Here is a 21722-nt window from a genome sequence, read left to right as displayed (position 1 = left end):
TCAGCGGCGGGCCGGGCGGTCCGACATGTCGGGCGCGAGCCAGCCATCCTTGCATTGCACCGGCGCCAGCAGCTTCTTGGCGTCGACCTCGGACGAATGCATGGTCAGGTACTTCGCGCGGTCGGCGCGCGTGATCATGCGATCGGCTTCGGCCATGGCCTTCTCGTCGGCCTTCAGGCGCTCGGCGGCCTCGTCTTCCTTCGACTTGACCTGGCCTTCCAGCTGGGCGATGCGGGCGCGCAGAGCGGCAAGCTCGTCGGCTTGACCGGCCGGCGCGTCGCCGGTGGCGGCACCTTCCCCAACGGTCTGCGCTGCGATGGCGGCCTTGATTTCCTCGTCGGTGCTGCGCGAGGCGTAGCCCTGCGGCGGGTAGTTCTCGGCGCGATAGCCTGCGGTCACGTATTCGGCCACGGTCGGACCGTCGGTGCGCAATTCGGGGGCTTCGCCCTGGTCGGTGGTGGCCGGCGCGTCGCCGGGGGTCTGCACGTTGAGCTTGCGGGTGGACATGGGTGGGATCTCCTGTGGAGGTTGGTGGCGAGTATCGGCGGCGCCGCTTGTCGGTTTCCCGACAGGTGGTCACCGCCCGATCTTGGCGGCCGAGAACTCGGCCTGCTTCATGGGGAGCGCATCGCGCGCGAGGCTGGTGGCCTGGGCCCAGAAGGCGATCATGCGTTCGCCCTCGGGGTGGCGCGGCTGGGCGCCGGAGTTCTTCCAGCCCATGAACGTGCCGCGCGGGATGCCGGTGAAGTGCTCGATGTCGGGCGTGCTGTACCCCTCCCGCTGCAGTTGCAGGAACAGGGCATTCCAGTCGACGACGAGGTCAGCAGCCGGCGCAAGCACCATAGGCGGTCAGTCCTGGTACTGGCGCACGCGCTCGGGCTGGATCTCGGGCAGCGGGTCTTCGCCGATCCGGCCAGCGGCCACCAGGCACGTGGCGAACATGCCGACGGCTCCGCCGATGATCGCCCCGATGGCGAGGCAGAGGATGTGCGAGGTGGTCATAGGCCCCTCCAAGTTTTCAGCCCACACATGGCCATCGCGATATCCAAGGCGATGTATGGCGCGAGCAGCGGTAGCAGCAGAAGCACGATCAGGTCTCCGAAAGTCCAACGAGCCAGTCGAGGGTGCAGCCCAGCGTCTGGGCCATTGCGATGGCGATGTCGAGCCGTGGCAGGACGCCGCGGTTCTCGTAGCCGGTGAGTTGGGATACGGCGATGCCCACGCGCTGCGCGAAAGTCTCCAGCCCCATCCCGCGCGCCTTCCGCGTCTGCTTGACGCGCTCGCCGAATGGAGTGCTGCCGTGGGCGTGCATGGCGTCAGACCTGGTGCGTGCCTTCGACACCGCGGCGCATGCGCGCAATCGTGCGCTGCTGCAGCCAGTGCTGGGCTTCCTCGATCTTCGTCAGGGCAAGCGCGTTCTCGCGGCAGGCGAACGGCCCAGCCTGGAACGAGCGCAGGCGGTCGGCCACGATGGCCAGCAGCACTTCCTGCGTAATGCCGTTGACGCCCACCTCGTTGATCGGGCCGTTCTGGAACAGAACCGTCAGGCCGTTCTCGGTGCCGTCGGCCGACACGTTGGTCGACGCGTCGAAACCCTGCACGGCATAGCGATGGTTCGCGCCGCCGGCGCCGGGCGTGTCGGTGACGGTGATGGTCAGCTTGTCGTTGGCCGGGTTGATGACGTGGTCGTTGATGGTTCGCATGGTTTCTCCTGTGGTTACTTCGATTGCGCGTCAGCCTTGTCGCGCTTGATGATGTCCGTGCAGCTTTGATGGCCGTGCGCGCACTCGGCCGGCATCCCTTCCGGGAATGACATGCAGCAGTCAGCGCAGATCCACGAGCACTCGCCCCGGGCCGCCCGCATCGTCCATTCCTGCGTGAGCTTGTCCATCGAGGCGACGGCCTCCGAGAAGTCCCCGCCGCGGCCCTTGAACACGAATACGCCGCTCATCACGCCTCCTGCTTCACGCCGTACGCCAGGACCGCCAGAGCATCCGCGTGGTTGTCGTCGATGACCTTCACGCCGCGGCGCTCGGCCTCGGCGATCATGTCCGGCTTCTTCGCCCGGCCGTTGCCCGTCCAGGCCTTCTTTGCGGTCGCCACAGCCACGCCGTGCATCGGGATGTTGTTGGCCGCGCACCAGGCTTCGAGCATCGCCAGATAGCCGCCGTAGACGTGCGCCGCCGTCGTGCCGGTGTGGCTGCAGACGCGCTCGTAGTAGACCGCCTGCACACCGCCAGCCTCACGCGCCGTGGCCGTCAGGAACTCGCGGAAGGCGATCCAGCGCCGGCCATTACCGCCCAGCTTCTTCGGGTCAAGGCGCAGGCTGCCGGACTTCTGGCGCCCGTCTCGCGTGGCCACAGCCCATCCGGTGGTGGTGCCAAGGTCGAGGGCGAGGACGTTGAGGTTGGCCGTGGGAAATGCGCGCGCGCGCGATGGCGTACCCGTTGCTGCGTGTCCATCCCCTTGCAAATCAAGCCCTTGCTGCGGGGCGTCGTCGCGTGTCACGGTGGCGAAAAAGTCGGTCATGCGAACTCCGGCAGCAGCGACGCGGCAGTCTGCGGGCCGGCGGCCTGTGCCTGCGTCGTGGGTTGTTGGGCCTGGGGAATGCCGATCGAGCATTCGCGGAACAGCGTGCTGCGCATGCGCGTGGCCCACAGCGACAGGTGCTTCGACTCGTCGCGCTCGACGCTGCGCTCGACCATCTCGCCGGTGTGGCGGTCCTTGAACGGATGGGCGAGCGTGACCTTCATCGGCACCAGGTCGGGCCGGCCGATCTTGGGCATGTACATCGCCGCGGCGTGCGACCAGCCCTTGAACGGGTCGGTGTTCATCGCGCGGTGGGTGGCGCGCACGAGCTTCAGGCGCTGGTTCAGCCTGGCGGTCACCTCCTGCCACTGCGTGATGTCGGCGAAGGCGTGGCAGTCGCACACCCAGTCGTTGCCGACCTTGATGCCGGCCCACATCGGGCAGCCCCACGCGGAGCACTGGCCGGGCTTTGTGGCGTGCACCGGGGTATCGGGTGCGTTCGGTGGCGTGCGGTCGTGCGTCATGCGGCTACCCTCCCTTGGGCGATGGCCTGTGCGGTCTGGATGCGGCCGATGAAGGCGTGCCGTTCCTCACCGGGGCGCGCTTCGAGACCGTGCTTGCGGCCCTCGGCGTTGAGGGCGTTGTCGTCCATGGAGTGCAGCGGCGCGGCCTTTGGCGGCTTGGTGGCGCGGGCTTGGGCGTTGATGAGGACCTGGTTCACGTACGCCGGCAGGTACATGATCGGCTCGTCGGTGTCGGCCTTCGCCTTGGCGACCGCGGCGCGCATCTTGCCGATGGACAGGCCCGCGTCGATCCAGCCTTGGGCCAACGGCCAGAACTTTTCCCGGCCCTTGACCGTGTAGGTGTCGGTCTGGACCCCGTGCTCGGCATCGAAGAACTTTGCCCATTCGACCGCCGTCGTCGGGACATGGGCGTCATCGAGAGCACCCTCGCGGGATGTACCACTAACCTTTGACGAAGAGAGGGTTTTAACTTCTCCCTTACCTGTCCCTTCCCTTACCTGTCCCTTAAGAGCTTTTTCTGGCGGATTTCCACCGGAATCATCTTCGAATCCAGCGGAAGGCTTCGGCGTTCCACCGGAAACCTGTTTCTTTTCCACCGGAACGAGCTTCGATTCCAGCGGACGCCCCATGGTTTTCCACTCATCGAAGGTCGGCCAGACGATGGAAGGCAGGCCGGTTTCCTCGCGCTTCTTGTTCAGTTTCCGGAGGCGATCCACCAGCTTGTCGTAGGCGTGCTGGAGCTTGGAGTCCCACGACTCGCGGGCCTTCTCACACACCACGGCGTGGTAGAGACGGCCGTCGGAGCATTCAGCCCAGCCGCGCAGTGCGCCGTCCTTGACCTTAAGCCATTCGCCCACGGCGCGGCCATAGCCAGCCAGCGAGGCCAGTGATCGGTCGTCGTTCGGGAGGGAGCCGGCGGGCACCTGGTGCCAGGCAGCGCACCACAGCATCACAGCGCTGCGGAATTCCTCGCCGGTGACCATCACAGCAATGTCGCTGTCGCGCAGGCGCACCACGTCCAGCGGCATGAACTGGAAATCGCGCAGGTCGCAGTCGGCCGGCGTAAGCGGCTCTGGTAGGTCGACCATTCTGTTACTCCCCCGTCCCAATCTGTCCCAGCTTGGCCCGCGCACCAAACGCGATGACCTCGGGGTGCAGTTCTCCATACGCGCTCTTGAGGATCAGATACCCCAGCATCTCGGGCGTGGAGACGCCCAGCTTTGCCGCGCGCGTGACCAAATCCCTGGCTTCGTCTGCTGGAAGCAAGGCCATCACTTCAATCCTGCTGCAACTCATGCGGCAACTCGCGTCCCGGTTTGTCCCAAGTCGTCACTGACGCCAGCGATGACCGCGGGCAAAGTACCCACAGCGCCAAACAACGCGACTTCGGCGATGCGAGCCAAGGCAGCGGAATCGGACTCGATGCCGTGCACTTGCTTGTAGAGCTGGAGCGCCTCGTAGGCGCGATCGCGGAGACGCGTCTTGACCTCGTTGCGAAATTCAGCGCGGCGGGACATGGTGGTTCTCCGGTCAGGCGGCAATGGGTTCAGCGGCGACTTCGGGCACGAGGCCTTGCGGCAACTGCTTACCGAGCCGGATGGCAGCGCCGACAACCATGTCGGTCTGCTTCTGGTCCAGGGTGGTCGGCCATTGCGAGATACGGCCACGAGTCAGGCCGAGAGCTCGTCCAAGCGCGGCGCCGCTACCGAATACGTCGATGGCCTGTTGTTTGGTGAGATTCATCGTCTGATCCCGTTTGTTGAGCACACTAGACAAATGATATGTCAAGCAAGCTAATCTCACAAGCGTCTATTCTGCTAACCATGAATACGCTCGCAGAAAGGCTCCGCACTGCACTTGAAGAGGCGGGGATAAAACAGATCGAACTCGCGCGACGCGTCGGTGTGACGCGTGGCGCGGTATCCTTCTGGCTCAAAGGCACGATCACGAGCCTGGAGGGTGAAAACCTTGTGAAGACCGCCCAGGCGCTGGGCGTTTCGCCAAACTGGCTGGCGACGGGACGCGGCAAGATGCGCCCGACCGCGGCCAAAGAAATTTCGTTAGAGGACAACCCGGACTATCCGGCGATCAGAAGAGTGAGAATTAAGCTTTCGGCCGGCATCACGGGATTTGGTGTCGAGCCTTTTGATGACGATCTTGCGCCGATCGTCTTTTCCCGCAGCTGGTATGAGCGTAATGGGTACAAGCCGGAGTGCCTGCTGGCTATAAAAGTCGGCGGGGCCAGCATGGAGCCTGGTCTGTTCGACGGCGACTGGGTCGTCATCAATACCGCAGATGTCGAGCCGAAGGACGGCGTAGCCTTCGCCCTGAACTACGATGGCGAGGCAGTCGTGAAGCGGCTGTTCCGGAGCGACGGCCACTGGATCGCAGCCTCCGACAACTCCGACAAGCGCATCTACCGGGACCGCCCGCTGAACGGCGACACCTTCATCCTGGGCAGAGTAGTTCACAAGCAAAGCGAGCGGATCTGACCCACAAGGACGCGCCCCCGGCCTAACTGGTCCAACCACCTAAGCACCAAAAAACAACAGAACGAAGCCCGCCACGAGCGGGCTTTTTTGCGTCCGCTACCGCACACATGGCGGCCCGCCAGCGCAAATTATGTTGAGTGTGCTTGACAGCGATCCGCGCAGGTTGTTTAATGCTCTCAACACAACGCACTGGAGCAAGCGATGCCAGCCACCCTGACCCACAACGAGATGTTGAGCCAGCCGAAGGTCGCGAGCCTGATGCGCTGGATCGACAGCCACGACCGTCCCGCGCTGACGCGCTTCGTGGTCGAGACCGGGATGCTGATCGTCTCGAGCATCGAGATCGTCAACGGCGTCGCTACCGAAGTTGCAGAGACCATCCCCGCCACGCTGGCCGCTGCGCGCGACCTGCTCGGCTACTGATCGGAGCGAGCCATGCAAGCGATGCCCTGCGCCAACACGCAATACCTGAACGCCTATCTGCGCGACGAAGACCGCGCCTATCGCCGCGAGACGTGGATCCAGAACGAGGCCGAGGCGAAGTTGAAGGCGATGCAGCCCTACACCTACGGCGACCTGGACGAAGCCGTGTCGGAAGTGATGGCCGACAAGAAGCGCAACGGCGATGTCCTCAAGGCCTTTGCTGGCACCGATGACTGTGCGCTTGGCAAGGCTCTGCGCGATGCGGTCGACGCCTACTGGCTCGACTACTGCACGAACAAGGCCGCCGACGACTACGACGACGGCGCGGCAAAGGCCGACTACGGAAGGTATTGAGCCGTGATCGACATCGACGAATTCAACACGCTGCGCGCGCGCCAGGCGAAGAACCTGAAGCGCCTGCGCACCGGCACCTGGATCGCTATCGGCGTGCTGCTGCTGGCGAACGTACTGCAGATGTTTGGACTGTGAGGCTGACCATGATCCCGAAGATGACCGACCTGCGCCACATCGAGAGCGGCCTGAGCGCCGACGAGAAGGCATCCGCCCGCCGCGCTGGCCTGGCGCAGAAAGCAATCGCCGCGCTGGGCGCCCGCTGGACCTGCGCACCGCAGCACGCACCGCGCCGCGGCACTTTCAACCCTCTGACCGGCGTACGCCTGTCCTGACCCATCCACCCCGGAGAACAACAAGATGAGCAAGTCGACCGAACTGACCCTGCCGCAACGCGCCGCCGTCGCGCTGGGTTCCGCTGATCACGAGGCCAAGCTGAAGGAACTGGCCGCGAAGCACGCGGACATCGTCGAGATCAAGAACCCGGCCGGCCGCGAGCAGTGCCACGGCGCGATGATGGTCCTGGCCAATGCCAGGATCGCGATCACCAAGGCCGGCAAGGAAGCGCGCGACGACGCGACGAAGTTCTCCAAGGCGGTGATCGAGGAAGAGAAGCGCCTGATCGCCATCATCGAGCCGGAGGAATCCCGCCTGCGCACCATGCGCGACGACTGGGACGCCGAACGCGAGCGCGAGAAGCAGGCCAAGGCCGAGGCGGAGCGCCAGCGGATTGCCGATCTCCACTATCAAATTGCTCGCATCCGGGAGTGGGTGACGGTCGCTACCGGCCGCAAGCCTGACGAGGTTGCCGAGATCATCCAAGACGTCACCAACACGCCAATCGACGCCAGCTTCGAAGAGTTCCAAGGCCAAGCCCAACTTGCTAAGGACGAAACCCTCGACAAGCTGCGCGAGATTCACGCCGCGGCTGTGGCCCGCGAAGAGGAAGCCGCCCGCCTGAAGGCCGAGCGCGAGGAACTGGCCCGGCTGCGCGCTGCAGAGGAAGAGCGCCAGAGGGTAGCAGCCGCCGAGCGGGCCGAGGAAGAGCGCAAGGCACGCGAGGCTTATGAAGCGGAACAGGCCAGGCTCGCAGAAGAGCGTGCCGCACAGGAAGCCGAACTGCGCGCCCAGCGTGAAGCCCACGAGCGCCAGCTTGCGGCCGAGCGCGCCGAGGCTGACCGCATCGCCCGCGAAGAGGAAGCCAAGGCCCGCGCCGAGCGTGAAGAGGCCGACCGGGTAGCGCGCGAGAAGTGGAAGGCCGAGCAGGCTGAACTGCAAGCCGAGCGCGAGCGCCAAGCCGCCGAGGCACAGCGCCTGGCAGACGAGCGTGCCGAAATGGAGCGCCAGCAGCGCGAGGCCGAAGAGCAGCGCCGCCGCGACGAAGAGGCCAAGCGCGCGGCCGCCGACGCCGCCGATGCGCAGATTCGTGCCGCTGCGTGCCAGATGCTGGATGCCCTGCGCCAGTGGAGCTACGCCGAGCAGACCGGTGATTCCGAAGAACTCGCGAATGCCCGCAAGGCGCGCGACGCAGCCATCGACGCGGCCACCCTGGTCGACGCCGAGTTCAAAGAAACAGCCTAACCACCCCGTAACGCCCGGCTGAGTCTCGGGCATTGGAGATCACCATGACAGCACTGACCACCACCCAGCATTTCGACCTCTCGCCCCGCTCGCTCGAGGAGGCGATGAAGTTCGCCGACGTGCTGGCCGATTCCTCCATCGTGCCCAAGGACTTCATGGGCAAGCCGGGCAACGTCCTGGTTGCCATCCAGTGGGGCATGGAACTGGGCCTGAAGCCGCTGCAGGCCATGCAGAACATCGCGGTGATCAATGGCCGCCCTGCCCTGTGGGGTGACGCAGTGATCGCGCTGGTGCGTTCGTCGCCGCTGTGCGAGTACGTGCACGAGTCGCTGTCCGAAGACGGAAGCACGGCAATCTGCCAGGTGAAGCGCCGCGGCGAGGGCGAGCAGGTGCGCACGTTCTCGATGGCCGATGCCAAGACGGCCGGGCTGACCGGCAAGCAAGGCCCGTGGTCGCAGTATCCGAAGCGCATGCTGCAGATGCGCGCCCGCGCCTTCGCTCTGCGTGACGTGTTCCCGGACGTGCTGAAGGGCATGCCCATCGCCGAAGAGATCGGCGACTACCCGACCGAGAAGGACATCACGCCGGCGCGCCAGACGCCCGCGCAGATCGCCACGGCGGCATTGCCGCAGCCGGCAGAGCGTGATGACCGCCTGAACACCATCATCGCCGATCTGGAGTTCATCGCTCAGGAAGGCGGCGCCGGCTCTCTGGCTGATGCGTGGGGCGGCAAGACGAAGCTGCCGTGCGGCGTGCAGATGACTGTCGTGGAGCGCAAGGCGCTGGGCTCTGGTGAACTGGACCGCCTGAAGCTGATGACGGGCGAGGAAGAGCCGCAGGCCGGCGAGCAGCAGCAACAGCCCGAGGAGCAAAGCCATGGCTGAGCAACGCTCCGACGAATGGCGCGAGGCCCGCGCCGGTCGCATCACTGGTTCGCGCTTCGTCGACGTGATCGCTCTCACAAAGGCCGGCAAGCCAACATCCGAGCGCGCGAAGCTGATGCGACAGCTCGCATTCGAGCGTATGGCCCAGGCCCCCGTGCATGAGATCGGCGGCAAAGCGCTGAACTGGGGCACTGAGGTAGAGGGCCCGTGCGTGATGCTCTATGAACTGGTGACCGGCAATATCGTCAAGGAAAGCTCGTTTGTCGTGCACCCGCGCTACGACTTCATCGGGTCATCGCCCGACGGACTGGTGGGCGCTGACGGCGGCATCGAGATCAAGTCGCCGCACGACGAGGCGGTGCACATCAACACCTGGCTGACCGGCATGCCCGAAGAGCACATGCCCCAGGTGCAGGGAAACATGTTCGTGACCGGCCGCGCCTGGTGGGACTTCATCTCCTACGACCCGCGCCAGTGCGAACGCCTGCGCCTCTACGTGCAGCGGGTACCGCGCGATGACGACTACATCGCCAAGCTCGCCGCCGGCCTGCTCCAGTTCGAAGCAGAGCTGCAGCAGATGATCGCCGAGCTCGAGCGCCGCTCCGCCTAATCCACCACCAGAGGACCCCACATGTTTGAACTGACCCAGCAACAAGTGAAGCTCTCCAGCGTCAACCCGCGCGCGGAGATCCACGGCACCGAGAAGAAGCCGGCCTGCGACCTGAAATTCGAATACGCGGCAGACAACGCCGAACTGGTGCGATTTGCACCTGACCTGCGCGACGCGCTGTACAAACGCCCGGACGACCAGGGCGACCTGATCGACCCGGAGCGCTTGTCGGTGCTGCGCTTCCCGAAGATGGGCGCGTTCAAGTTCGAACTGGCCGGCAAGGGCTACAAGCTGGTGATGGACTACGGCCTCGGCGACAAAAGCAACATCGAACTGGCTGCTGACATTGACGGGTTCAAGCTGCTCCCGCAGAACGGCGGCACCGTGATCATCATGTTCCGCGCCGTGGTGCACCCCGATGAAGTGGCATTCGGCAAGCTGTGCAGCTTCGTGCAGCGGGATGTCGAGATCACGCTGACGCCGCCGGCGCCCAACACGATCGGCGAGTTGTTCGGTGAATCGCCGGAGCCGCAGCAAGAGCCGGAAACGGCGGACGAAGAGTAACCGCGCCACATCACCAGGACACGACACCATGACCAAGAACACCACCATCAACATCGACACCATCATCCTGAATCATGGCGGCCACAGCAGCCCGGAGGATGGCCACTGCTTGCTTGAAGTCGTCAGCATGTTCGCTGGCGAGGACTTCGGCGATTCCCCGGTCTGTGTCGATCCGATCTTGGCGCAGTTCGGCCGCAGTTGGAACGACGGCATGCGCTCGAATGATGAGCGTGCGCAGCTCAAGCAGTACATCACCCGACTGCCGGGCACCGCCAAGGGCCCGGAGCTGTCGCAGAAGCGCGGCTGGATGGCGGCCGACTGGCTGATCCGCGTCCACACCGTCGCATGGCTTGCGCTGACGCCGGCGCTCGCGCACCACGCCGAAGCGATCAAGGCCCAGCCGCCGATCACATGCAAGGCCGATCTGGAGCGCGTGCAGCCGCTGCTCAATGCCGCCAAGAAGGATGCGGCCGCTGCCTGGGCCGCTGCCTGGGCCGCTGCCAGGGACGCTGCCAGGGCCGCTGCCTGGGCCGCTGCCTGGGCCGCTGCCAGGGACGCTGCCTGGGACGCTGCCTGGGACGCTGCCAGGGACGCTGCCTGGGCCGCTGCCAGGGACGCTGCCAGGGACGCTGCCTGGGACGCTGCCAGGGCCGCTGCCTACAAGGCTGGCAAGGAAGGTGCCGCCGCGGCGCTGGAGCCGACTGTGCAGCAATTGCAGGCGTCGGCGCATGAACTCTATTCGGCCATGATCGACGCCGAGGCCTGATTTTCCCAGGGCGGCTCCGGCCGCCCACCCAACACAGCGAGCAGCATCATGAACGACATCATCGACCGCCTCGAATCGGCCAACGAATACTGCGAGAGCGCTGAAGCGCGCCAGCTCCGCAAGGATGCTGCCGCCGAGATCCGGGAACTGCGCCACAAGAACCAGCAGCTCGAAGCGCTGATCCAGCGCCGGGCTTCGCAGAAGATGGCGCGCGGAGCGATGGCATGAAGTGGTCCAACGAAGAACTCGCGATCCTGCGCCGCGAGTGGAAGAACGGCAAGCACATCCGGCTGTGGCGCGACCTGCTGCCGAACCGCAGCGAGCGCGCAATCCACCAGCAGGGACTAGAACTTCACGGTGCGCGCGGCCGCACCTATGACGCTGGCAACTCGATGACCTGGCGCGCAATCCAGCGCGTGCTCGCAGACGGCAGCATGCGATCGGCGCTCGAGATCTCGCAGATCACCGGCCTCGACCGCAACTGGGTATCGCGCGAATTGATGAACCACTATCCGGCGGCAGTGCACATCGCCGGCTATGGACCGCGCAAGGAACATGGATACGGCGGCCGGCTGTGGAAGCTGGGCGCCGGCAAGGATGCGCAGCGACCGCGCGCAAAGACCGCGGCCGAGATCGAGCGCAAGCGCTGGCGCAAGTTGAAGAAGGAGCGGCCCGACATGATCGCCGCCCGGACTGCGCGACAGAAGCTGCAGCGCGCCGAGAAGGCCGGAAAACTGATCCGCCGCGACGTGGCGGCAAGCTGGATCTGAGGAGAGGACATGGAACAGAACGAAGCGCTGCGCTTGGTGCTGGCCTACTGCCAGACGCAATACATCGAGCCCAAGTCAGATCTGGACGAAGCGCTGAGCGTGCTCCGCGCCTCCCCTATCGCCCAGCCCCCACTGCTTGGGCACCTGGTCACCGAGGACGGCAACCAGTTCGTGGACTTCGTGATGCCGGGTGATGCTGAAGGACTGGCGGCCTACCGGAATGCGGCCGGCGTGTCGATAACCGAAGTCGCTGAGAGGCAGTTCGCTACCGGGGCAGACGCGCGGGATGCGGCGCGGTGGCGGATGCTGCCCGCCTTCTTCGAGGAATATCAGATCAACGCGCTAAAGCTGCTTCGGGACATCGACGCCGCCATCCAGCAGGACTCACCCACCTGATACAGCCCACCGCCTGTATCCGCGAATTACAAGCCATACCCTGTAATGCAGCAGCACGCTGAACGAATCATCGAATTGACCCGCCGGGCCTGGCGGATTGGAGAGAGCAAATGAAACTGCGCCTTGACGAATGGCTCGCACGCAATTTCGCGCCGGCCCCCGCCATTCGCACCGCCCGCCTCTGGATCAAGGACGGCAAGATCTACCCCGCCCCGGTCAAGGTCGGCCGGGCCTACTATGTCGAGGAAAATGCCGTCTTCCAGAACGGCATCGCCCGCCCTTCCCTCGCCAGTCGTATCCCTCAATAAGCCATGGCCGCCAGACCACGCATCCGCAAGCGCGCGCACTTCCCGCCAAACCTCCACGAGCCGCGGCCGGGCTATTACGTCTGGCGCGATCCCCGCGACGGCAAGACCCATGTAATCGGCCGCGTGCCGACGGCGCAGGCAATCCACGAGGCGCTGGAAGCGAACCTTGTCGCCGAGCGAGGTATGGCCACGCGTTCCCTCGCAGATCGCGTGCAGCAAGGCGTAGAGACGGTGGCAGACCTGATCAAGAAGATGCCGACCGAAGGGCTGAAGCACACCACCCTCGTGGCCAGGGCTGGCTACGACCGGCTCATCATCAAGGCCATCGGGCACATCGAATGCGCGGCGCTAACGACGAAGGATGTCGCTGACATGCTGGAGGCCGTCAAGGCTGAGGGAAAAATGCGCTGGGCCCAGGCAATTCGCAGCCGCATCACTGCCATCTGCAGCAAGGGCGTGGCGCTCGGCTGGATGCAAACCAATCCGGCGACGGTGACGGAGCGCGTGAAGGTGAAGGTCAAGCGCCGCCGCATGACACTGGACGAGTTCAACGCAATCCTAGCCAAGGCGCCGCACGTTGCGCCGTGGCTGCAGAATGCCATGCTGCTGGCGCTGGTGTCAGGTCAGGACCGCTCCACCGTCGCGCGCTGGGAGCGCTCGTTCGTGAAGGGTGACGTTGCAGTGCTGCAGCGGTCGAAGACTGAGGTGCGGATCGCGATCCCATTGAGATTGCGCATGGATGCCATCGGCATGTCGCTGGGCGACGTTGTCACCAGGTGCAAGACGACAGGCGTGGTCAGCAAGTATCTGATTCACCACGTCCGGTCTAACGGCGCCGCCAAGCGCGGCGACCCGATAAGCCTGGGCGGCATGTCCATGGCGTTCGCCGAGGCTCGAGATCTTGCGGGTATCACGGGCAACGATGCCCCGACCTTCCACGAGATCCGTAGCCTCTGCAAGCGGCTGTACATGGAGCAGGGGCACGTCGATACCAAGGCGCTGCTCGGCCACATGACCGATGCAATGTCCGATCTCTACGCCAATTCGCGCGGCCTGGAAGCCATCAAAGTGCGCGTTGATGCCGCCTGACTTTTGAACGAATTTTGATCAAGTTTTGAACACACCGCGACAGAATGCGGGTTTCCGGGCAGTCCGCCGTGCAGGCGTGGCATATCAATGCCGACGAGCCGGCGGCGTTCTCGTATGCGCCCGCCCCGGGCGCGCCTGCGGTGCCGGCCTACTACGCCCCCGATGCCTACCGCTCCTCCGACCACGACCCGTTGCTGATCGACCTTGCCCTGACCGCCGGATCGCCCTAGCCGGCCGACACGCGCCGCATCAGCAATCCCCGCGCAAGGTACAGCACCACCAGCAGGTTGGCCGCCGCCAGCCCGCCATGCAGCCAGCTCGGATGGACAAAGGCTTCGTACAGCTCCAGCGGGATATAGATGCCGCCGGACCAGACGCCGATCCAGTTGCCCCATGCGAGCCCACGCCAAAGCCCGTAAGCCTCGGCGAAGCGCATCAGCGCGTAGACCGCCGCCGAGCCGCCGATCGCCCACAAACGCGCGTTGTCGGGATGCGCGAGCAGCGACAGGAAGATGGTGGGATAGCGGCTGGCGGGGTTGACGTGCAGGCGCTGGATGATGGCTTCAGCGAGCGCCTGCGCATCGCGGTGCAGCAGCGCGGCCAGCCCGAGGCCGGCGACGATCACCAGCAGGCCCTTGGCCGCCTCGAACATTGCGATGCCCTTCAGGCCCAGTCCGCCCTCTCCCTGCTTTGCCATGCGTGTTCCCCATCCCGGATTGCAGTGACTGCAAAGCCGGTATTGTGCAACAGGGAAACGCAGCGCAGCGGGGCTGGCGCAGCACGCCATACCGTGGCGATAGTGTCAGCGGCCGTAATCGCGCTCGCGCATCGGCCCGTCGGCGTCGATGCCGCCGCTGGCGGCAAGCGGGCCATCGACGGTCAGCGGTCCGGCAACGGTCAGGTCGCCATTGACCACCATGTCGCCATGCACGGTCAACGGGCCCTTGAACACCTTCAGGTAGCCGCCGCGATATGGCACCACGCGGGCGCTGACGGGGCCGGTGAAAAACGCCGCGGTCAGCGGGCCGCTGGCATAGACGTGGCCGGCGACGGTCAGGCTGCCATGGACCCGCACCGGGCCCTGCACTTGCGCCGATCCGCCGATCGTGATCGAACCCGATTCATGCGGCTGGGCACGCAGCGGCCCCGCGCCGAACTGCAACGCGAGCGCCAGCGTGGCGCCCAATGCCAGCCGCCAGGCCCACGCTGCGGTATCGAGGCCAAGGGTACGGGACGTCATGGTGATGGCAAACCTCCTGCAGCGGCGTAAACCGCTGTTTCCAACTTAGTGCCGATCGCGCCGCCGTGCAAGGCTATGGCACTTGCGGTGCTTCCAGCCTCGCCTTCAGGCGCCTGACGGCCTCGGCGGACTCGGACTGCAGGCGCGAGCGCAGCATCAGGCGATTGATCAGCGCAAAGAGCAGCGTGGGCGACTGGTAGCTGAATTCCCGTTCGAAACGCGTGCTTTCCGCCGATGGAGTCAGCGACGGCGTCATGGCCGGCGTGAGCTTGTAGGTGATGGTGCCGGCCCGGCGCCCGCCCGGCACCTCGCCCGCGATCGCCCAGAGGCGCGGGCGCTGGCTGATGGTGACGGTCCAGATGACGACGGCGCTGCGCTCGCCTGCCACGAAACTTTCGGCCACGCGCTCGCCGGGCACCAGCGGATGGTCCGTCGCTCCGGCAACCGCGCCCGAGGCGGGGTACCACGCCGGCCAGTGCCGCGGCGTGGCAATGTAGTCGAACACCTCGCCCGGAGTCCGGGCGATCACCACTTCGTCATGGATGCTGGTGCGGTCCGCCCATGGCAATGGCACCAGCAGCAGCACCACCGTGAGCGCGGCAAAGATCAAACCCCAGACCGGTTTCCTGAAGCGAAGCATGACGACGCAACCCAGGCGCCCCGACTCTGTCCCGGGGCGTCCGGGACGCGTGGCGCGATGCTTCCAGTGTAGTGATTCCGGGGCATCGCGCCAGCATCGCCGCGCTCGTGGCGCGCGCTAGCAGCGCGTCAGGGCGCGCCGTTGCAGCGCGTCATTGCAGCGCGTCATTGCGCGGGAACCGTGGCCGTCGCGGGCCGCGTTGCCGCCACCGTCTCCGGCACCGGCCCCCAGCCGCCGCCCAGCCTGCGGATCAGCGATACCGTTGCGGCAGCGCGCAAGCCCGCCACCGCATTGGCCTCGCGCTGGGACTGCAGCACGGTGCGGTCGGCATCGATCACGGCCAGGTAGTCGACCGCGCCGGCATCGTAGCGGCTGCGCGAGATCCGCGCCGCGCGGCGCGCGCCGCCCAGGGCGCTGTCCAGCGCGCCCGCCTGCTGGCTCAGCCAGCGCACGTCGGCCAGGCTGTCCTCGACTTCGCGGAAGGCCACCAGCACGGTCTGCCGGTATGCGGCCACGCTTTCCTCGTGCGCGGCACGCGCGCCGGCCAGGTTGGAACTGTTGCGGCCGCCGTCGAACACGGTTTGCGCGATGGTCGATCCGATCAGCGGTCCCAGCATCCACGTGCGCGACGACCACTTGAACAGGTTGGACAGGTCGGCCGATTCAAAGCCGAACAGCCCGGTCAGCGTGATGCGCGGGAAGAACGCCGCCTTGGCCACGCCGATGCGGGCATTGGCAGCGGCCATCTGCCGCTCCGCCGCGGCGATGTCCGGGCGGCGCTCCAGCAACTCGGACGGCAGCCCCGCCGGGATCGCGATCGGCGCGGCGTCGAACGGCCGCGCCGGCAGCGAGAACGCCGCGGGCGGCACGCCGGTCAGCACCGCCAGCGCATGCTCCTGGTTGGCGCGGCGGCGCTCGATGCCGGCCAGGTCGGCGCGCGCGGTGCCAAGCTCGGCCTCGGCGCGGGCCGGGTCAAGGTCGGTGGTCTCGCCGGCGTCGTAGCGCTTCTTCAGCAGCTTCAGCGCATCCTCGCGCAGCCGGATGGTTGCGTTGAGCAGGTCGCGTTCGCTGTCGAGCGTGCGCAGCGCGAAATACGCCTGCGCCACGTCGGCCTGCAGCGCGAGCTGCACCGAACGGTACAGGTCCTCCGCTGCCTCGCCGTCGGCGCGCGCGGCATTGACGCTGGACGCGACGCGGCCGAACAGGTCCAGCTCATAGCTGGCGAAGGCGCGTGCCTTCAGCACGGTCTGCGGCGATACCCGCGTGCCGTCGGGCAGTCCTTGCGACGCGGCCGACGGCTGCGAGCGGGTCGGATCGAGCCCCACGCTGAGTTGCGGGTAGAGATCCGCCTCGGTCGCGCCGGTAAAGGCGCGTGCCTGCTTCAGCCGAGCCGCGGCGATGGCGAGGTCCTGGTTGGATTCGCCGGCGGCGGTCATCAGGCGATCCAGTTCGGGGTCGCCGAAGATCGTCCACCATTCGCCGCGATGCTGGCCTTCGGCCGGCGTCGCGGTCTTCCATTGCGCGCCTTCGGCCTGCGCGGCCTCGGCTTCCTTGTACGCCGGCACCGTGGCGGTCTCCGGCACCTTGTAGGTCGGTGCCAGCGAGCAGCCGGCCAGGATCAGCGCGGCGGCCAGCGTAGCGATTCGGGGCAACTGCCTTGTGATGTGGGCAATCATTTTGGAATTTCCTTGACTGTTCTGTGCTCTGGCGGGTTCAACGCCGCCGAGGTAGCTCCCCTCTCCCGCTTGCGGGAGAGGGGTTGGGGGAGAGGGCCGGCGCATGCGCAAAGTGAAGCGCCACAGTACTGCCAGCGCTGCCCTCTCCCCCGCCCCTCTCCCAGAGGGAGAGGGGAGCAAACACGCGCTCGCTATTCAGCGGACGCCATCGCCTGGTTTTCCACCGACGCCGACGACTTACGCCGCTCCCCCCGCGTAGCCAGCAAACGCAGCGCCACGTAGAACACCGGCGTCAGGAACAGTCCGAAGAAAGTCACGCCGAGCATGCCCGCGAACACCGCCACGCCCATCGCATGGCGCATCTCCGAGCCGGCACCGCTGGAAATCACCAGCGGCACCACGCCCATGATGAAGGCGAACGACGTCATCAGGATCGGGCGCAGGCGCAGGCGGCTGGCTTCGATCGCCGCCTGCACCACGGTGCGGCCGTGATGCTCGAGCTCGCGCGCGAACTCGACGATCAGGATCGCGTTCTTGGCGGATAGCCCCACCAGCACGATGAAGCCGATCTGCGTGAAGATGTTGTTGTCGCCCTGCGTCAGCCACACACCGGTCATCGCCGCCAGCAGGCTCAGCGGCACGATCAGGATCACGGCCAGCGGCAGCGTCAGGCTTTCATACTGGGCAGCCAGCACCAGGAACACCAGCAGCACGCACAGCGGGAAGATCCAGACACCCGCATTGCCGGCCAGGATGTCCTGATAGGTCAGCTCGGTCCATTCGAACTTGATGCCCTTCGGCAGCGTTTCGGCGGCGATGCGCTCGGCCGCGGCCTGCGCCTGCCCCGACGAGAAGCCGGGCGCGGGCCCGCCGTTCATGTCGGCAGCCGTGAAGCCGTTGTAGCGCACCACGCTGTCCGGACCGAAGCCCTGCTTCACCTGCACCAGCGACGACAGCGGCACCATGTCGCCGGCGGCGTTGCGCGTCTTCAGCTGCAGGATGTCCTCGGCATGGGCGCGGAACGGCGCGTCCGCCTGCACCTTGACCTGGTAGGTCCGGCCGAACTTGTTGAAGTCGTTGACGTAGGCCGAGCCCAGGTAGGTCTGCAGCGTGTCGAACACCTCCGTCACCGGCACACCCAGCTGCTTGGCCTTGACGCGGTCCAGCTTGACATCGAGCTGCGGCACGTTGACCTGGTAGTTGCTGAAGATGCCGGTCAGCTCGGGCGTGGCGCGCGCCTTGGTGGCGAACGCATTGGTCGCCTCGAACAGCGCGTCATAGCCCAGCGCGGCACGGTCCTCGATCATCAGCTTGAAGCCGCCGATGGTGCCGAGGCCCTGCACGGGCGGCGGCGGAAACACCGCGATAAACGCATCCTGGATCGCCCCATACTTCTTGTTGAGGTCGGCAGCGATGGCCGCGCCCGACAGCTCTGCGCTCTTGCGCTCGTCAAACGGCTTGAGCGTGGCGAACACGATGCCGGCGCTCGGGCTGTTGGTAAAGCCGTTGATCGACAGGCCCGGGAAGGCCACCGCCGATTCCACGCCCGGATGCTTCAGCGCGATCTCGCTCATCTTGCGGATCACATCCTCGGTACGGTCCAGCGTGGCGCCGTCGGGCAGCTTGGCGAAGCTGACCAGGTACTGCTTGTCCTGCGCCGGCACGAAGCCCTTGGGCACCAGCTGGAACACGCCCCAGGTCAGCGCCAGCATCACTGCATAGACGCCGAACACCGAACCCTTGCGGCGGATCACGCCCTTCACGCCGCGGCCATAGCTTTCCGCGCTGCGGCCGAAGAAGTTGTTGAAGCGCTTGAAGAAGCCGCCGAACACGCGGTCCATGCCGCGCGACAGCCAGTCCTTGGGCGCGTCATGGCTCTTCAGCAGCAGGGCCGACAGCGCCGGCGACAGCGTCAGCGAGTTGAACGCGGAGATGATGGTCGAGATCGAGATCGTCAGCGCGAACTGCTTGTAGAACTGCCCGGTCAGACCGCTCATGAAGGCCAGCGGCACGAACACGGCGATCAGCGTCAGCGCAATGGCGATGATGGGGCCGCTGACTTCGCGCATGGCCTTGTAGGTGGCCTCCTTCGGCGTCAGCCCTTCCTCGATATTGCGTTCGACGTTCTCCACCACCACGATGGCGTCATCGACCACGATACCGATGGCCAGCACCAGCCCGAACAGGCTCAGCGCGTTGATCGAGAAGCCGAACGCATGCATCAGGCCGAAGGTACCGACGATCGACACCGGCACGGCCAGCAGCGGGATGATCGACGCGCGCCAGGTCTGCAGGAACAGGATCACCACCAGCACCACCAGCGCGATGGCCTCGAACAGCGTGTGCGTCACCGCCTCGATCGAGTGGCGCACGAACTGCGTGGGGTCATAGACGATGCTGTAGTCGATGCCGTCCGGGAAGTTCTGCTTCAGCTCTTCCATGGTCTTGCGCACGTCATCCGAGATCTGGATGGCGTTGGAGCCCGGCGCCTGGAAGATGGGGATCGCCACCGCCGGCTTGTTGTCCAGCAGCGAGCGCAGCGCGTACTCGGACGCGCCCAGCTCGATGCGGGCCACGTCCTTCAGGTAGGTCACGGCGCCGTCGGCGGAGGTGCGCACGACGATATCGCCGAACTCCTCCACCGTGGCCAGGCGGCCCTGCGCATTGACCGACAGCTGCAGGTCGGCGCCCGGCAGCGACGGCGACTGGCCGATCACGCCGGCCGCCACCTGCACGTTCTGCTCGCGAATGGCCTTGATGACGTCGCTGGTGGCGAGCTGGCGCTCGGCCATCTTCTCGGGGTTGAGCCATACGCGCATGGCGTAGTCGCCCGAGCCGAACAGCTGCACCTGGCCCACGCCCTGGATCCGCGCCAGGCGGTCCTTGACGTTGATCACCGCGTAGTTGCGCAGGTACGTCATGTCGTAGCGGTCGTTGGGCGAGACCAGGTGGACCACCATGGTCAGGTCAGGAGAACTCTTGACCGTGGTGATGCCCAGCCGGCGCACGTCTTCCGGCAGGCGCGGCTCGGCCTGCGAGACGCGGTTCTGCACCAGCTGCTGTGCCTTGTCGGGGTCGGTGCCCAGCTTGAAGGTCACGGTCAGCGTGAGCAGGCCGTCGCTGTTGGACTGCGACGACATGTACAGCATGTCCTCGACGCCGTTGATCTGCTCTTCCAGCGGCGAAGCCACGGTTTCGGCGATCACCTTGGGGTTGGCGCCCGGGTACTGCGCGCGCACCACCACCGAAGGCGGCACCACTTCCGGGTACTCGGAGATCGGCAACTTGAACATCGAGATGGCGCCAATCAGGAAGATCAGCACCGACAGCACCCCCGCGAAGATGGGGCGGTCGATAAAGAATTTAGAGAGATTCATCTTTGGTCTCTGCCTGCGTTGGCGTAGCGCGCCCCCTGGCGGCCCGCCATGGCGGGCGCCATCCACATCCAGGGGGAAGTGCTAGAGGTTTTTCTGCTGTCGGTAGGCGGATCAGCTCACCGGCTTGGCGTTGTCCGCATCGCCTTTTCCGGCAGCGGCCTGCTTGCGGTCAGGCGCTGCCTGACGCGGCTCCAGCTCGCTGCGGTAAGCCATGGCCACGGCCTTGGGCTGCACCGTGTCGCCCGGCCGCACCCGCTGCAGCCCGTTGACGACGATGCTCTCGCCCGGCTTCAGCCCCTTGCGGATCACGCGCAGGCCTTCGTAGTTGGGCCCGAGCTCGACTTCGCGATAGACCAGCTTGTTGGCCTTGTCGACCACCAGCACGAACTTCTTGCCCTGGTCGGTACCGACGGCACGATCGTTGACCAGCACCGCCGCATGCGGCGCGCCGCCGCCCATCTTGACCTTGGCGTACAGGCCCGGCAGCAGGCGGCCGTCATCGTTGTCGAACACCGCGCGCACGCGGATGGTGCCGCTGCGCGTATCGAGCCGGTTGTCGACCGACTGGATCTTGCCCTGGTGCGGATGGCCGTCTTCGTTGGCCAGGCCGAGGTAGACCGGAAGGTTGGCCTGCCCGCCGCCGGCGCCGGGAGCGGTGTAGCGCAGGTAGCTCTGCTCGTCGATCTCGAAGCTCGCGTAGATCGGCGACACAGAAACCACCGTGGTCAGCGGCGGCGTCGCAGCGCCCGGCGCCACGAGGTTGCCCACCGTGATCTCGGCGCGCGATACGCGGCCAGATACCGGCGCGGTGATGCGGGTATAGGCCAGGTTCAGGCGCGAGGCTTCCAGCTGCGCCTGCGCGGCGCGCACGTTGGCGCTGGTTTCGCGCGCGGCGTGGATGCGCTCGTCAAACTCGCGGCGCGAAATGGCGTTGTCGTCCAGCAGCCGCTGCGCGCGTTCGCCCTCGGTCTTGGCATGCGCCGCGCGAACTTGCGCGGCGGCCAGCGCGGCCTCGGCGCGCGCGACTTCCGCGGCGTAGGGACGCGGGTCGATGGTGAAGAGCGGATCGCCCTTCTTCACCAGCGCGCCCTCGCGGAAATGGACCGCATCGATGGTGCCGCCCACGCGCGGGCGGATCTCCACGCGGTCTACCGCCTCCAGGCGGCCGGAAAACTCGTCCCACTCCGTGATGGTCTGGCCCACCGCGGCGGCCACTTCGATCGACGGGGCCGGCGGCGGGGTGTTGGCATGGGCCTCCCCGCTGTGCCACGGGCGCAGGACCGAACCGGCCACGCCGGCACCGAGCACCACGACGATAGCAAGGGCAATCAGGGTACGTCGCTTCTGCTGCTGCATTTCTCAAACTCCTGTTCGGGTTTTCTTCAACCGGAAAAGCAAATGGCCGAACGCCGCCTGCCGGTCCGCGAAAGGCGGATCGGAACCAATTCAGATTGGATGGTCGGACTTAGGGCCGCCCATGCAAACCGGCGGACCTGGCTCTG

General features: G+C 66.1%; 34 protein-coding genes. 16 read left to right on the top strand and 18 right to left on the bottom strand.

The features are described 5' to 3' along the window. The 12 genes from VSR71_RS13195 to VSR71_RS13140 form a co-directional block, all read right to left on the bottom strand. A complete protein-coding gene (locus VSR71_RS13195) occupies positions 1-507 on the bottom strand; it encodes a hypothetical protein (RefSeq protein ID WP_342914304.1) in 507 nt (168 codons plus the stop codon). A gap of 69 nt (positions 508-576) precedes the next feature. Further along, positions 577-843 (bottom strand): hypothetical protein, encoded by a 267-nt coding sequence (locus VSR71_RS13190; protein ID WP_342914303.1) that lies wholly within the window; start codon positions 841-843, stop codon positions 577-579. A 6-nt stretch (positions 844-849) separates the two neighbouring features. Next, entirely contained in the window at positions 850-1002 is a 153-nt protein-coding gene (locus VSR71_RS13185) for a hypothetical protein (protein ID WP_342914302.1), read from the bottom strand. A gap of 88 nt (positions 1003-1090) precedes the next feature. Further along, the gene (locus VSR71_RS13180; RefSeq protein ID WP_342914301.1) at positions 1091-1312 is read right to left on the bottom strand and encodes a helix-turn-helix transcriptional regulator; all 222 of its coding nucleotides are present in this window, start codon (positions 1310-1312) and stop codon (positions 1091-1093) included. A 4-nt stretch (positions 1313-1316) separates the two neighbouring features. Next, on the bottom strand, positions 1317-1703 hold the full coding sequence (locus tag VSR71_RS13175) for a hypothetical protein (protein ID WP_342914300.1): 387 nt from the start codon (positions 1701-1703) through the stop codon (positions 1317-1319). Positions 1704-1717: 14 nt separating this feature from the next. After that, a complete protein-coding gene (locus VSR71_RS13170) occupies positions 1718-1951 on the bottom strand; it encodes a hypothetical protein (RefSeq protein WP_342914299.1) in 234 nt (77 codons plus the stop codon). Continuing rightward, complete coding sequence (locus VSR71_RS13165) at positions 1951-2529, bottom strand: hypothetical protein (RefSeq protein ID WP_342914298.1); 579 nt, start codon at positions 2527-2529, stop codon at positions 1951-1953. Before VSR71_RS13165 ends, VSR71_RS13170 begins: the two co-directional genes overlap by 1 nt. Further along, positions 2526-3053, bottom strand: coding sequence for a hypothetical protein (locus tag VSR71_RS13160; protein ID WP_342914297.1), 528 nt, complete (start codon positions 3051-3053; stop codon positions 2526-2528). Before VSR71_RS13160 ends, VSR71_RS13165 begins: the two co-directional genes overlap by 4 nt. Further along, positions 3050-4141 carry a DUF1376 domain-containing protein gene (locus VSR71_RS13155; RefSeq protein WP_342914296.1) on the bottom strand — a complete coding sequence of 364 codons (1092 nt, stop codon included), beginning with the start codon at positions 4139-4141 and terminating at the stop codon, positions 3050-3052. The genes VSR71_RS13160 and VSR71_RS13155 overlap by 4 nt, the downstream gene beginning before the upstream one ends. Positions 4142-4145: 4 nt before the next feature. Then, positions 4146-4325, bottom strand: coding sequence for a hypothetical protein (locus tag VSR71_RS13150; protein ID WP_342914295.1), 180 nt, complete (start codon positions 4323-4325; stop codon positions 4146-4148). Positions 4326-4345: 20 nt separating this feature from the next. Next, positions 4346-4570, bottom strand: a complete 225-nt coding sequence (locus tag VSR71_RS13145) for a hypothetical protein (protein WP_342914294.1) — start codon at positions 4568-4570, stop codon at positions 4346-4348. Between the two features lie 13 nt (positions 4571-4583). After that, positions 4584-4796: a hypothetical protein gene (locus tag VSR71_RS13140; RefSeq protein ID WP_342914293.1), complete on the bottom strand. Its 213-nt coding sequence runs from the start codon at positions 4794-4796 to the stop codon at positions 4584-4586. A gap of 80 nt (positions 4797-4876) precedes the next feature. On the opposite strand from VSR71_RS13140, the gene VSR71_RS13135 reads away from it, so the two are divergent. The 16 genes from VSR71_RS13135 to VSR71_RS13060 all read left to right on the top strand — a co-directional run bounded on the left by VSR71_RS13135 (position 4877) and on the right by VSR71_RS13060 (position 13517). After that, positions 4877-5545: an XRE family transcriptional regulator gene (locus VSR71_RS13135; RefSeq protein WP_342914292.1), complete on the top strand. Its 669-nt coding sequence runs from the start codon at positions 4877-4879 to the stop codon at positions 5543-5545. A gap of 201 nt (positions 5546-5746) precedes the next feature. After that, positions 5747-5968 carry a hypothetical protein gene (locus VSR71_RS13130; RefSeq protein WP_342914291.1) on the top strand — a complete coding sequence of 74 codons (222 nt, stop codon included), beginning with the start codon at positions 5747-5749 and terminating at the stop codon, positions 5966-5968. Positions 5969-5980: 12 nt separating this feature from the next. Beyond that, positions 5981-6322: a hypothetical protein gene (locus VSR71_RS13125; RefSeq protein WP_342914290.1), complete on the top strand. Its 342-nt coding sequence runs from the start codon at positions 5981-5983 to the stop codon at positions 6320-6322. 3 nt (positions 6323-6325) lie between these two features. Beyond that, entirely contained in the window at positions 6326-6457 is a 132-nt protein-coding gene (locus VSR71_RS13120) for a hypothetical protein (RefSeq protein ID WP_342914289.1), read from the top strand. 8 nt (positions 6458-6465) lie between these two features. Then, a complete protein-coding gene (locus VSR71_RS13115; RefSeq protein WP_342914288.1) occupies positions 6466-6654 on the top strand; it encodes a hypothetical protein in 189 nt (62 codons plus the stop codon). Between the two features lie 25 nt (positions 6655-6679). Then, positions 6680-7900, top strand: a complete 1221-nt coding sequence (locus VSR71_RS13110; protein ID WP_342914287.1) for a hypothetical protein — start codon at positions 6680-6682, stop codon at positions 7898-7900. A gap of 44 nt (positions 7901-7944) precedes the next feature. After that, positions 7945-8784, top strand: a complete 840-nt coding sequence (locus tag VSR71_RS13105) for a recombinase RecT (protein WP_342914286.1) — start codon at positions 7945-7947, stop codon at positions 8782-8784. Continuing rightward, positions 8777-9394, top strand: a complete 618-nt coding sequence (locus VSR71_RS13100; protein ID WP_342914285.1) for a lambda exonuclease family protein — start codon at positions 8777-8779, stop codon at positions 9392-9394. Before VSR71_RS13105 ends, VSR71_RS13100 begins: the two co-directional genes overlap by 8 nt. 21 nt (positions 9395-9415) lie before the next feature. Continuing rightward, positions 9416-9958, top strand: a complete 543-nt coding sequence (locus tag VSR71_RS13095; protein WP_342914284.1) for a hypothetical protein — start codon at positions 9416-9418, stop codon at positions 9956-9958. 28 nt (positions 9959-9986) lie between these two features. After that, positions 9987-10724 (top strand): hypothetical protein, encoded by a 738-nt coding sequence (locus tag VSR71_RS13090; protein WP_342914283.1) that lies wholly within the window; start codon positions 9987-9989, stop codon positions 10722-10724. Positions 10725-10772: 48 nt separating this feature from the next. Continuing rightward, positions 10773-10952 (top strand): hypothetical protein, encoded by a 180-nt coding sequence (locus VSR71_RS13085; protein ID WP_342914282.1) that lies wholly within the window; start codon positions 10773-10775, stop codon positions 10950-10952. Further along, positions 10949-11494: a hypothetical protein gene (locus VSR71_RS13080; RefSeq protein ID WP_342914281.1), complete on the top strand. Its 546-nt coding sequence runs from the start codon at positions 10949-10951 to the stop codon at positions 11492-11494. The genes VSR71_RS13085 and VSR71_RS13080 overlap by 4 nt, the downstream gene beginning before the upstream one ends. Before the next feature lie 9 nt (positions 11495-11503). Continuing rightward, entirely contained in the window at positions 11504-11890 is a 387-nt protein-coding gene (locus VSR71_RS13075; RefSeq protein ID WP_342914280.1) for a hypothetical protein, read from the top strand. Between the two features lie 110 nt (positions 11891-12000). Then, positions 12001-12198 carry an excisionase gene (locus VSR71_RS13070; protein ID WP_342914279.1) on the top strand — a complete coding sequence of 66 codons (198 nt, stop codon included), beginning with the start codon at positions 12001-12003 and terminating at the stop codon, positions 12196-12198. A gap of 3 nt (positions 12199-12201) precedes the next feature. Continuing rightward, the gene (locus VSR71_RS13065) at positions 12202-13287 is read left to right on the top strand and encodes a phage integrase Arm DNA-binding domain-containing protein (protein ID WP_342914278.1); all 1086 of its coding nucleotides are present in this window, start codon (positions 12202-12204) and stop codon (positions 13285-13287) included. Between the two features lie 44 nt (positions 13288-13331). Then, positions 13332-13517: a hypothetical protein gene (locus VSR71_RS13060; protein ID WP_342914277.1), complete on the top strand. Its 186-nt coding sequence runs from the start codon at positions 13332-13334 to the stop codon at positions 13515-13517. Here VSR71_RS13060 and VSR71_RS13055 read toward each other — a convergent pair. The 6 genes from VSR71_RS13055 to VSR71_RS13030 form a co-directional block, all read right to left on the bottom strand. Next, on the bottom strand, positions 13514-13984 hold the full coding sequence (locus VSR71_RS13055) for a DUF2127 domain-containing protein (protein ID WP_342914276.1): 471 nt from the start codon (positions 13982-13984) through the stop codon (positions 13514-13516). The genes VSR71_RS13060 and VSR71_RS13055 overlap by 4 nt on opposite strands. A 105-nt stretch (positions 13985-14089) precedes the next feature. Further along, a complete protein-coding gene (locus VSR71_RS13050; RefSeq protein WP_342914275.1) occupies positions 14090-14527 on the bottom strand; it encodes a hypothetical protein in 438 nt (145 codons plus the stop codon). A gap of 73 nt (positions 14528-14600) precedes the next feature. Further along, positions 14601-15167: an SRPBCC family protein gene (locus VSR71_RS13045; RefSeq protein ID WP_342914274.1), complete on the bottom strand. Its 567-nt coding sequence runs from the start codon at positions 15165-15167 to the stop codon at positions 14601-14603. Between the two features lie 164 nt (positions 15168-15331). Further along, positions 15332-16843, bottom strand: a complete 1512-nt coding sequence (locus VSR71_RS13040; RefSeq protein WP_342914273.1) for an efflux transporter outer membrane subunit — start codon at positions 16841-16843, stop codon at positions 15332-15334. Between the two features lie 191 nt (positions 16844-17034). Continuing rightward, entirely contained in the window at positions 17035-20220 is a 3186-nt protein-coding gene (locus VSR71_RS13035; protein ID WP_342914272.1) for an efflux RND transporter permease subunit, read from the bottom strand. Between the two features lie 111 nt (positions 20221-20331). Next, complete coding sequence (locus tag VSR71_RS13030; protein WP_342914271.1) at positions 20332-21576, bottom strand: efflux RND transporter periplasmic adaptor subunit; 1245 nt, start codon at positions 21574-21576, stop codon at positions 20332-20334. Positions 21577-21722 lie beyond the last annotated feature (146 nt).

The sequence above is a fragment of the Cupriavidus oxalaticus genome, assembly GCF_038900635.1.
Taxonomy (GTDB): Bacteria; Pseudomonadota; Gammaproteobacteria; order Burkholderiales; family Burkholderiaceae; genus Cupriavidus; species Cupriavidus oxalaticus_B.
The sequence above is the reverse complement of the archived record's forward strand: the minus strand, read 5'-3'. Positions and strand labels throughout refer to the sequence as shown.

Excerpts from the sequence above, each read along its gene's own strand:
- VSR71_RS13145 (WP_342914294.1), bottom strand. The coding sequence starts at position 4,570 with ATGTCCCGCCGCGCTGAATTTCGCAACGAGGTCAAGACGCGTCTCCGC.
- VSR71_RS13075 (WP_342914280.1), top strand. The coding sequence starts at position 11,504 with ATGGAACAGAACGAAGCGCTGCGCTTGGTGCTGGCCTACTGCCAGACG.
- VSR71_RS13030 (WP_342914271.1), bottom strand. The coding sequence starts at position 21,576 with ATGCAGCAGCAGAAGCGACGTACCCTGATTGCCCTTGCTATCGTCGTG.
- VSR71_RS13190 (WP_342914303.1), bottom strand. The coding sequence starts at position 843 with ATGGTGCTTGCGCCGGCTGCTGACCTCGTCGTCGACTGGAATGCCCTG.
- VSR71_RS13140 (WP_342914293.1), bottom strand. The coding sequence starts at position 4,796 with ATGAATCTCACCAAACAACAGGCCATCGACGTATTCGGTAGCGGCGCC.
- VSR71_RS13065 (WP_342914278.1), top strand. The coding sequence starts at position 12,202 with ATGGCCGCCAGACCACGCATCCGCAAGCGCGCGCACTTCCCGCCAAAC.
- VSR71_RS13175 (WP_342914300.1), bottom strand. The coding sequence starts at position 1,703 with ATGCGAACCATCAACGACCACGTCATCAACCCGGCCAACGACAAGCTG.
- VSR71_RS13125 (WP_342914290.1), top strand. The coding sequence starts at position 5,981 with ATGCAAGCGATGCCCTGCGCCAACACGCAATACCTGAACGCCTATCTG.
- VSR71_RS13150 (WP_342914295.1), bottom strand. The coding sequence starts at position 4,325 with ATGGCCTTGCTTCCAGCAGACGAAGCCAGGGATTTGGTCACGCGCGCG.
- VSR71_RS13035 (WP_342914272.1), bottom strand. The coding sequence starts at position 20,220 with ATGAATCTCTCTAAATTCTTTATCGACCGCCCCATCTTCGCGGGGGTG.
- VSR71_RS13050 (WP_342914275.1), bottom strand. The coding sequence starts at position 14,527 with ATGACGTCCCGTACCCTTGGCCTCGATACCGCAGCGTGGGCCTGGCGG.
- VSR71_RS13090 (WP_342914283.1), top strand. The coding sequence starts at position 9,987 with ATGACCAAGAACACCACCATCAACATCGACACCATCATCCTGAATCAT.
- VSR71_RS13085 (WP_342914282.1), top strand. The coding sequence starts at position 10,773 with ATGAACGACATCATCGACCGCCTCGAATCGGCCAACGAATACTGCGAG.
- VSR71_RS13100 (WP_342914285.1), top strand. The coding sequence starts at position 8,777 with ATGGCTGAGCAACGCTCCGACGAATGGCGCGAGGCCCGCGCCGGTCGC.
- VSR71_RS13155 (WP_342914296.1), bottom strand. The coding sequence starts at position 4,141 with ATGGTCGACCTACCAGAGCCGCTTACGCCGGCCGACTGCGACCTGCGC.
- VSR71_RS13195 (WP_342914304.1), bottom strand. The coding sequence starts at position 507 with ATGTCCACCCGCAAGCTCAACGTGCAGACCCCCGGCGACGCGCCGGCC.
- VSR71_RS13040 (WP_342914273.1), bottom strand. The coding sequence starts at position 16,843 with ATGATTGCCCACATCACAAGGCAGTTGCCCCGAATCGCTACGCTGGCC.
- VSR71_RS13070 (WP_342914279.1), top strand. The coding sequence starts at position 12,001 with ATGAAACTGCGCCTTGACGAATGGCTCGCACGCAATTTCGCGCCGGCC.
- VSR71_RS13080 (WP_342914281.1), top strand. The coding sequence starts at position 10,949 with ATGAAGTGGTCCAACGAAGAACTCGCGATCCTGCGCCGCGAGTGGAAG.
- VSR71_RS13060 (WP_342914277.1), top strand. The coding sequence starts at position 13,332 with ATGCGGGTTTCCGGGCAGTCCGCCGTGCAGGCGTGGCATATCAATGCC.
- VSR71_RS13165 (WP_342914298.1), bottom strand. The coding sequence starts at position 2,529 with ATGACCGACTTTTTCGCCACCGTGACACGCGACGACGCCCCGCAGCAA.
- VSR71_RS13105 (WP_342914286.1), top strand. The coding sequence starts at position 7,945 with ATGACAGCACTGACCACCACCCAGCATTTCGACCTCTCGCCCCGCTCG.
- VSR71_RS13135 (WP_342914292.1), top strand. The coding sequence starts at position 4,877 with ATGAATACGCTCGCAGAAAGGCTCCGCACTGCACTTGAAGAGGCGGGG.
- VSR71_RS13115 (WP_342914288.1), top strand. The coding sequence starts at position 6,466 with ATGATCCCGAAGATGACCGACCTGCGCCACATCGAGAGCGGCCTGAGC.
- VSR71_RS13160 (WP_342914297.1), bottom strand. The coding sequence starts at position 3,053 with ATGACGCACGACCGCACGCCACCGAACGCACCCGATACCCCGGTGCAC.
- VSR71_RS13045 (WP_342914274.1), bottom strand. The coding sequence starts at position 15,167 with ATGCTTCGCTTCAGGAAACCGGTCTGGGGTTTGATCTTTGCCGCGCTC.
- VSR71_RS13095 (WP_342914284.1), top strand. The coding sequence starts at position 9,416 with ATGTTTGAACTGACCCAGCAACAAGTGAAGCTCTCCAGCGTCAACCCG.
- VSR71_RS13110 (WP_342914287.1), top strand. The coding sequence starts at position 6,680 with ATGAGCAAGTCGACCGAACTGACCCTGCCGCAACGCGCCGCCGTCGCG.
- VSR71_RS13185 (WP_342914302.1), bottom strand. The coding sequence starts at position 1,002 with ATGACCACCTCGCACATCCTCTGCCTCGCCATCGGGGCGATCATCGGC.
- VSR71_RS13170 (WP_342914299.1), bottom strand. The coding sequence starts at position 1,951 with ATGAGCGGCGTATTCGTGTTCAAGGGCCGCGGCGGGGACTTCTCGGAG.
- VSR71_RS13055 (WP_342914276.1), bottom strand. The coding sequence starts at position 13,984 with ATGGCAAAGCAGGGAGAGGGCGGACTGGGCCTGAAGGGCATCGCAATG.
- VSR71_RS13130 (WP_342914291.1), top strand. The coding sequence starts at position 5,747 with ATGCCAGCCACCCTGACCCACAACGAGATGTTGAGCCAGCCGAAGGTC.
- VSR71_RS13180 (WP_342914301.1), bottom strand. The coding sequence starts at position 1,312 with ATGCACGCCCACGGCAGCACTCCATTCGGCGAGCGCGTCAAGCAGACG.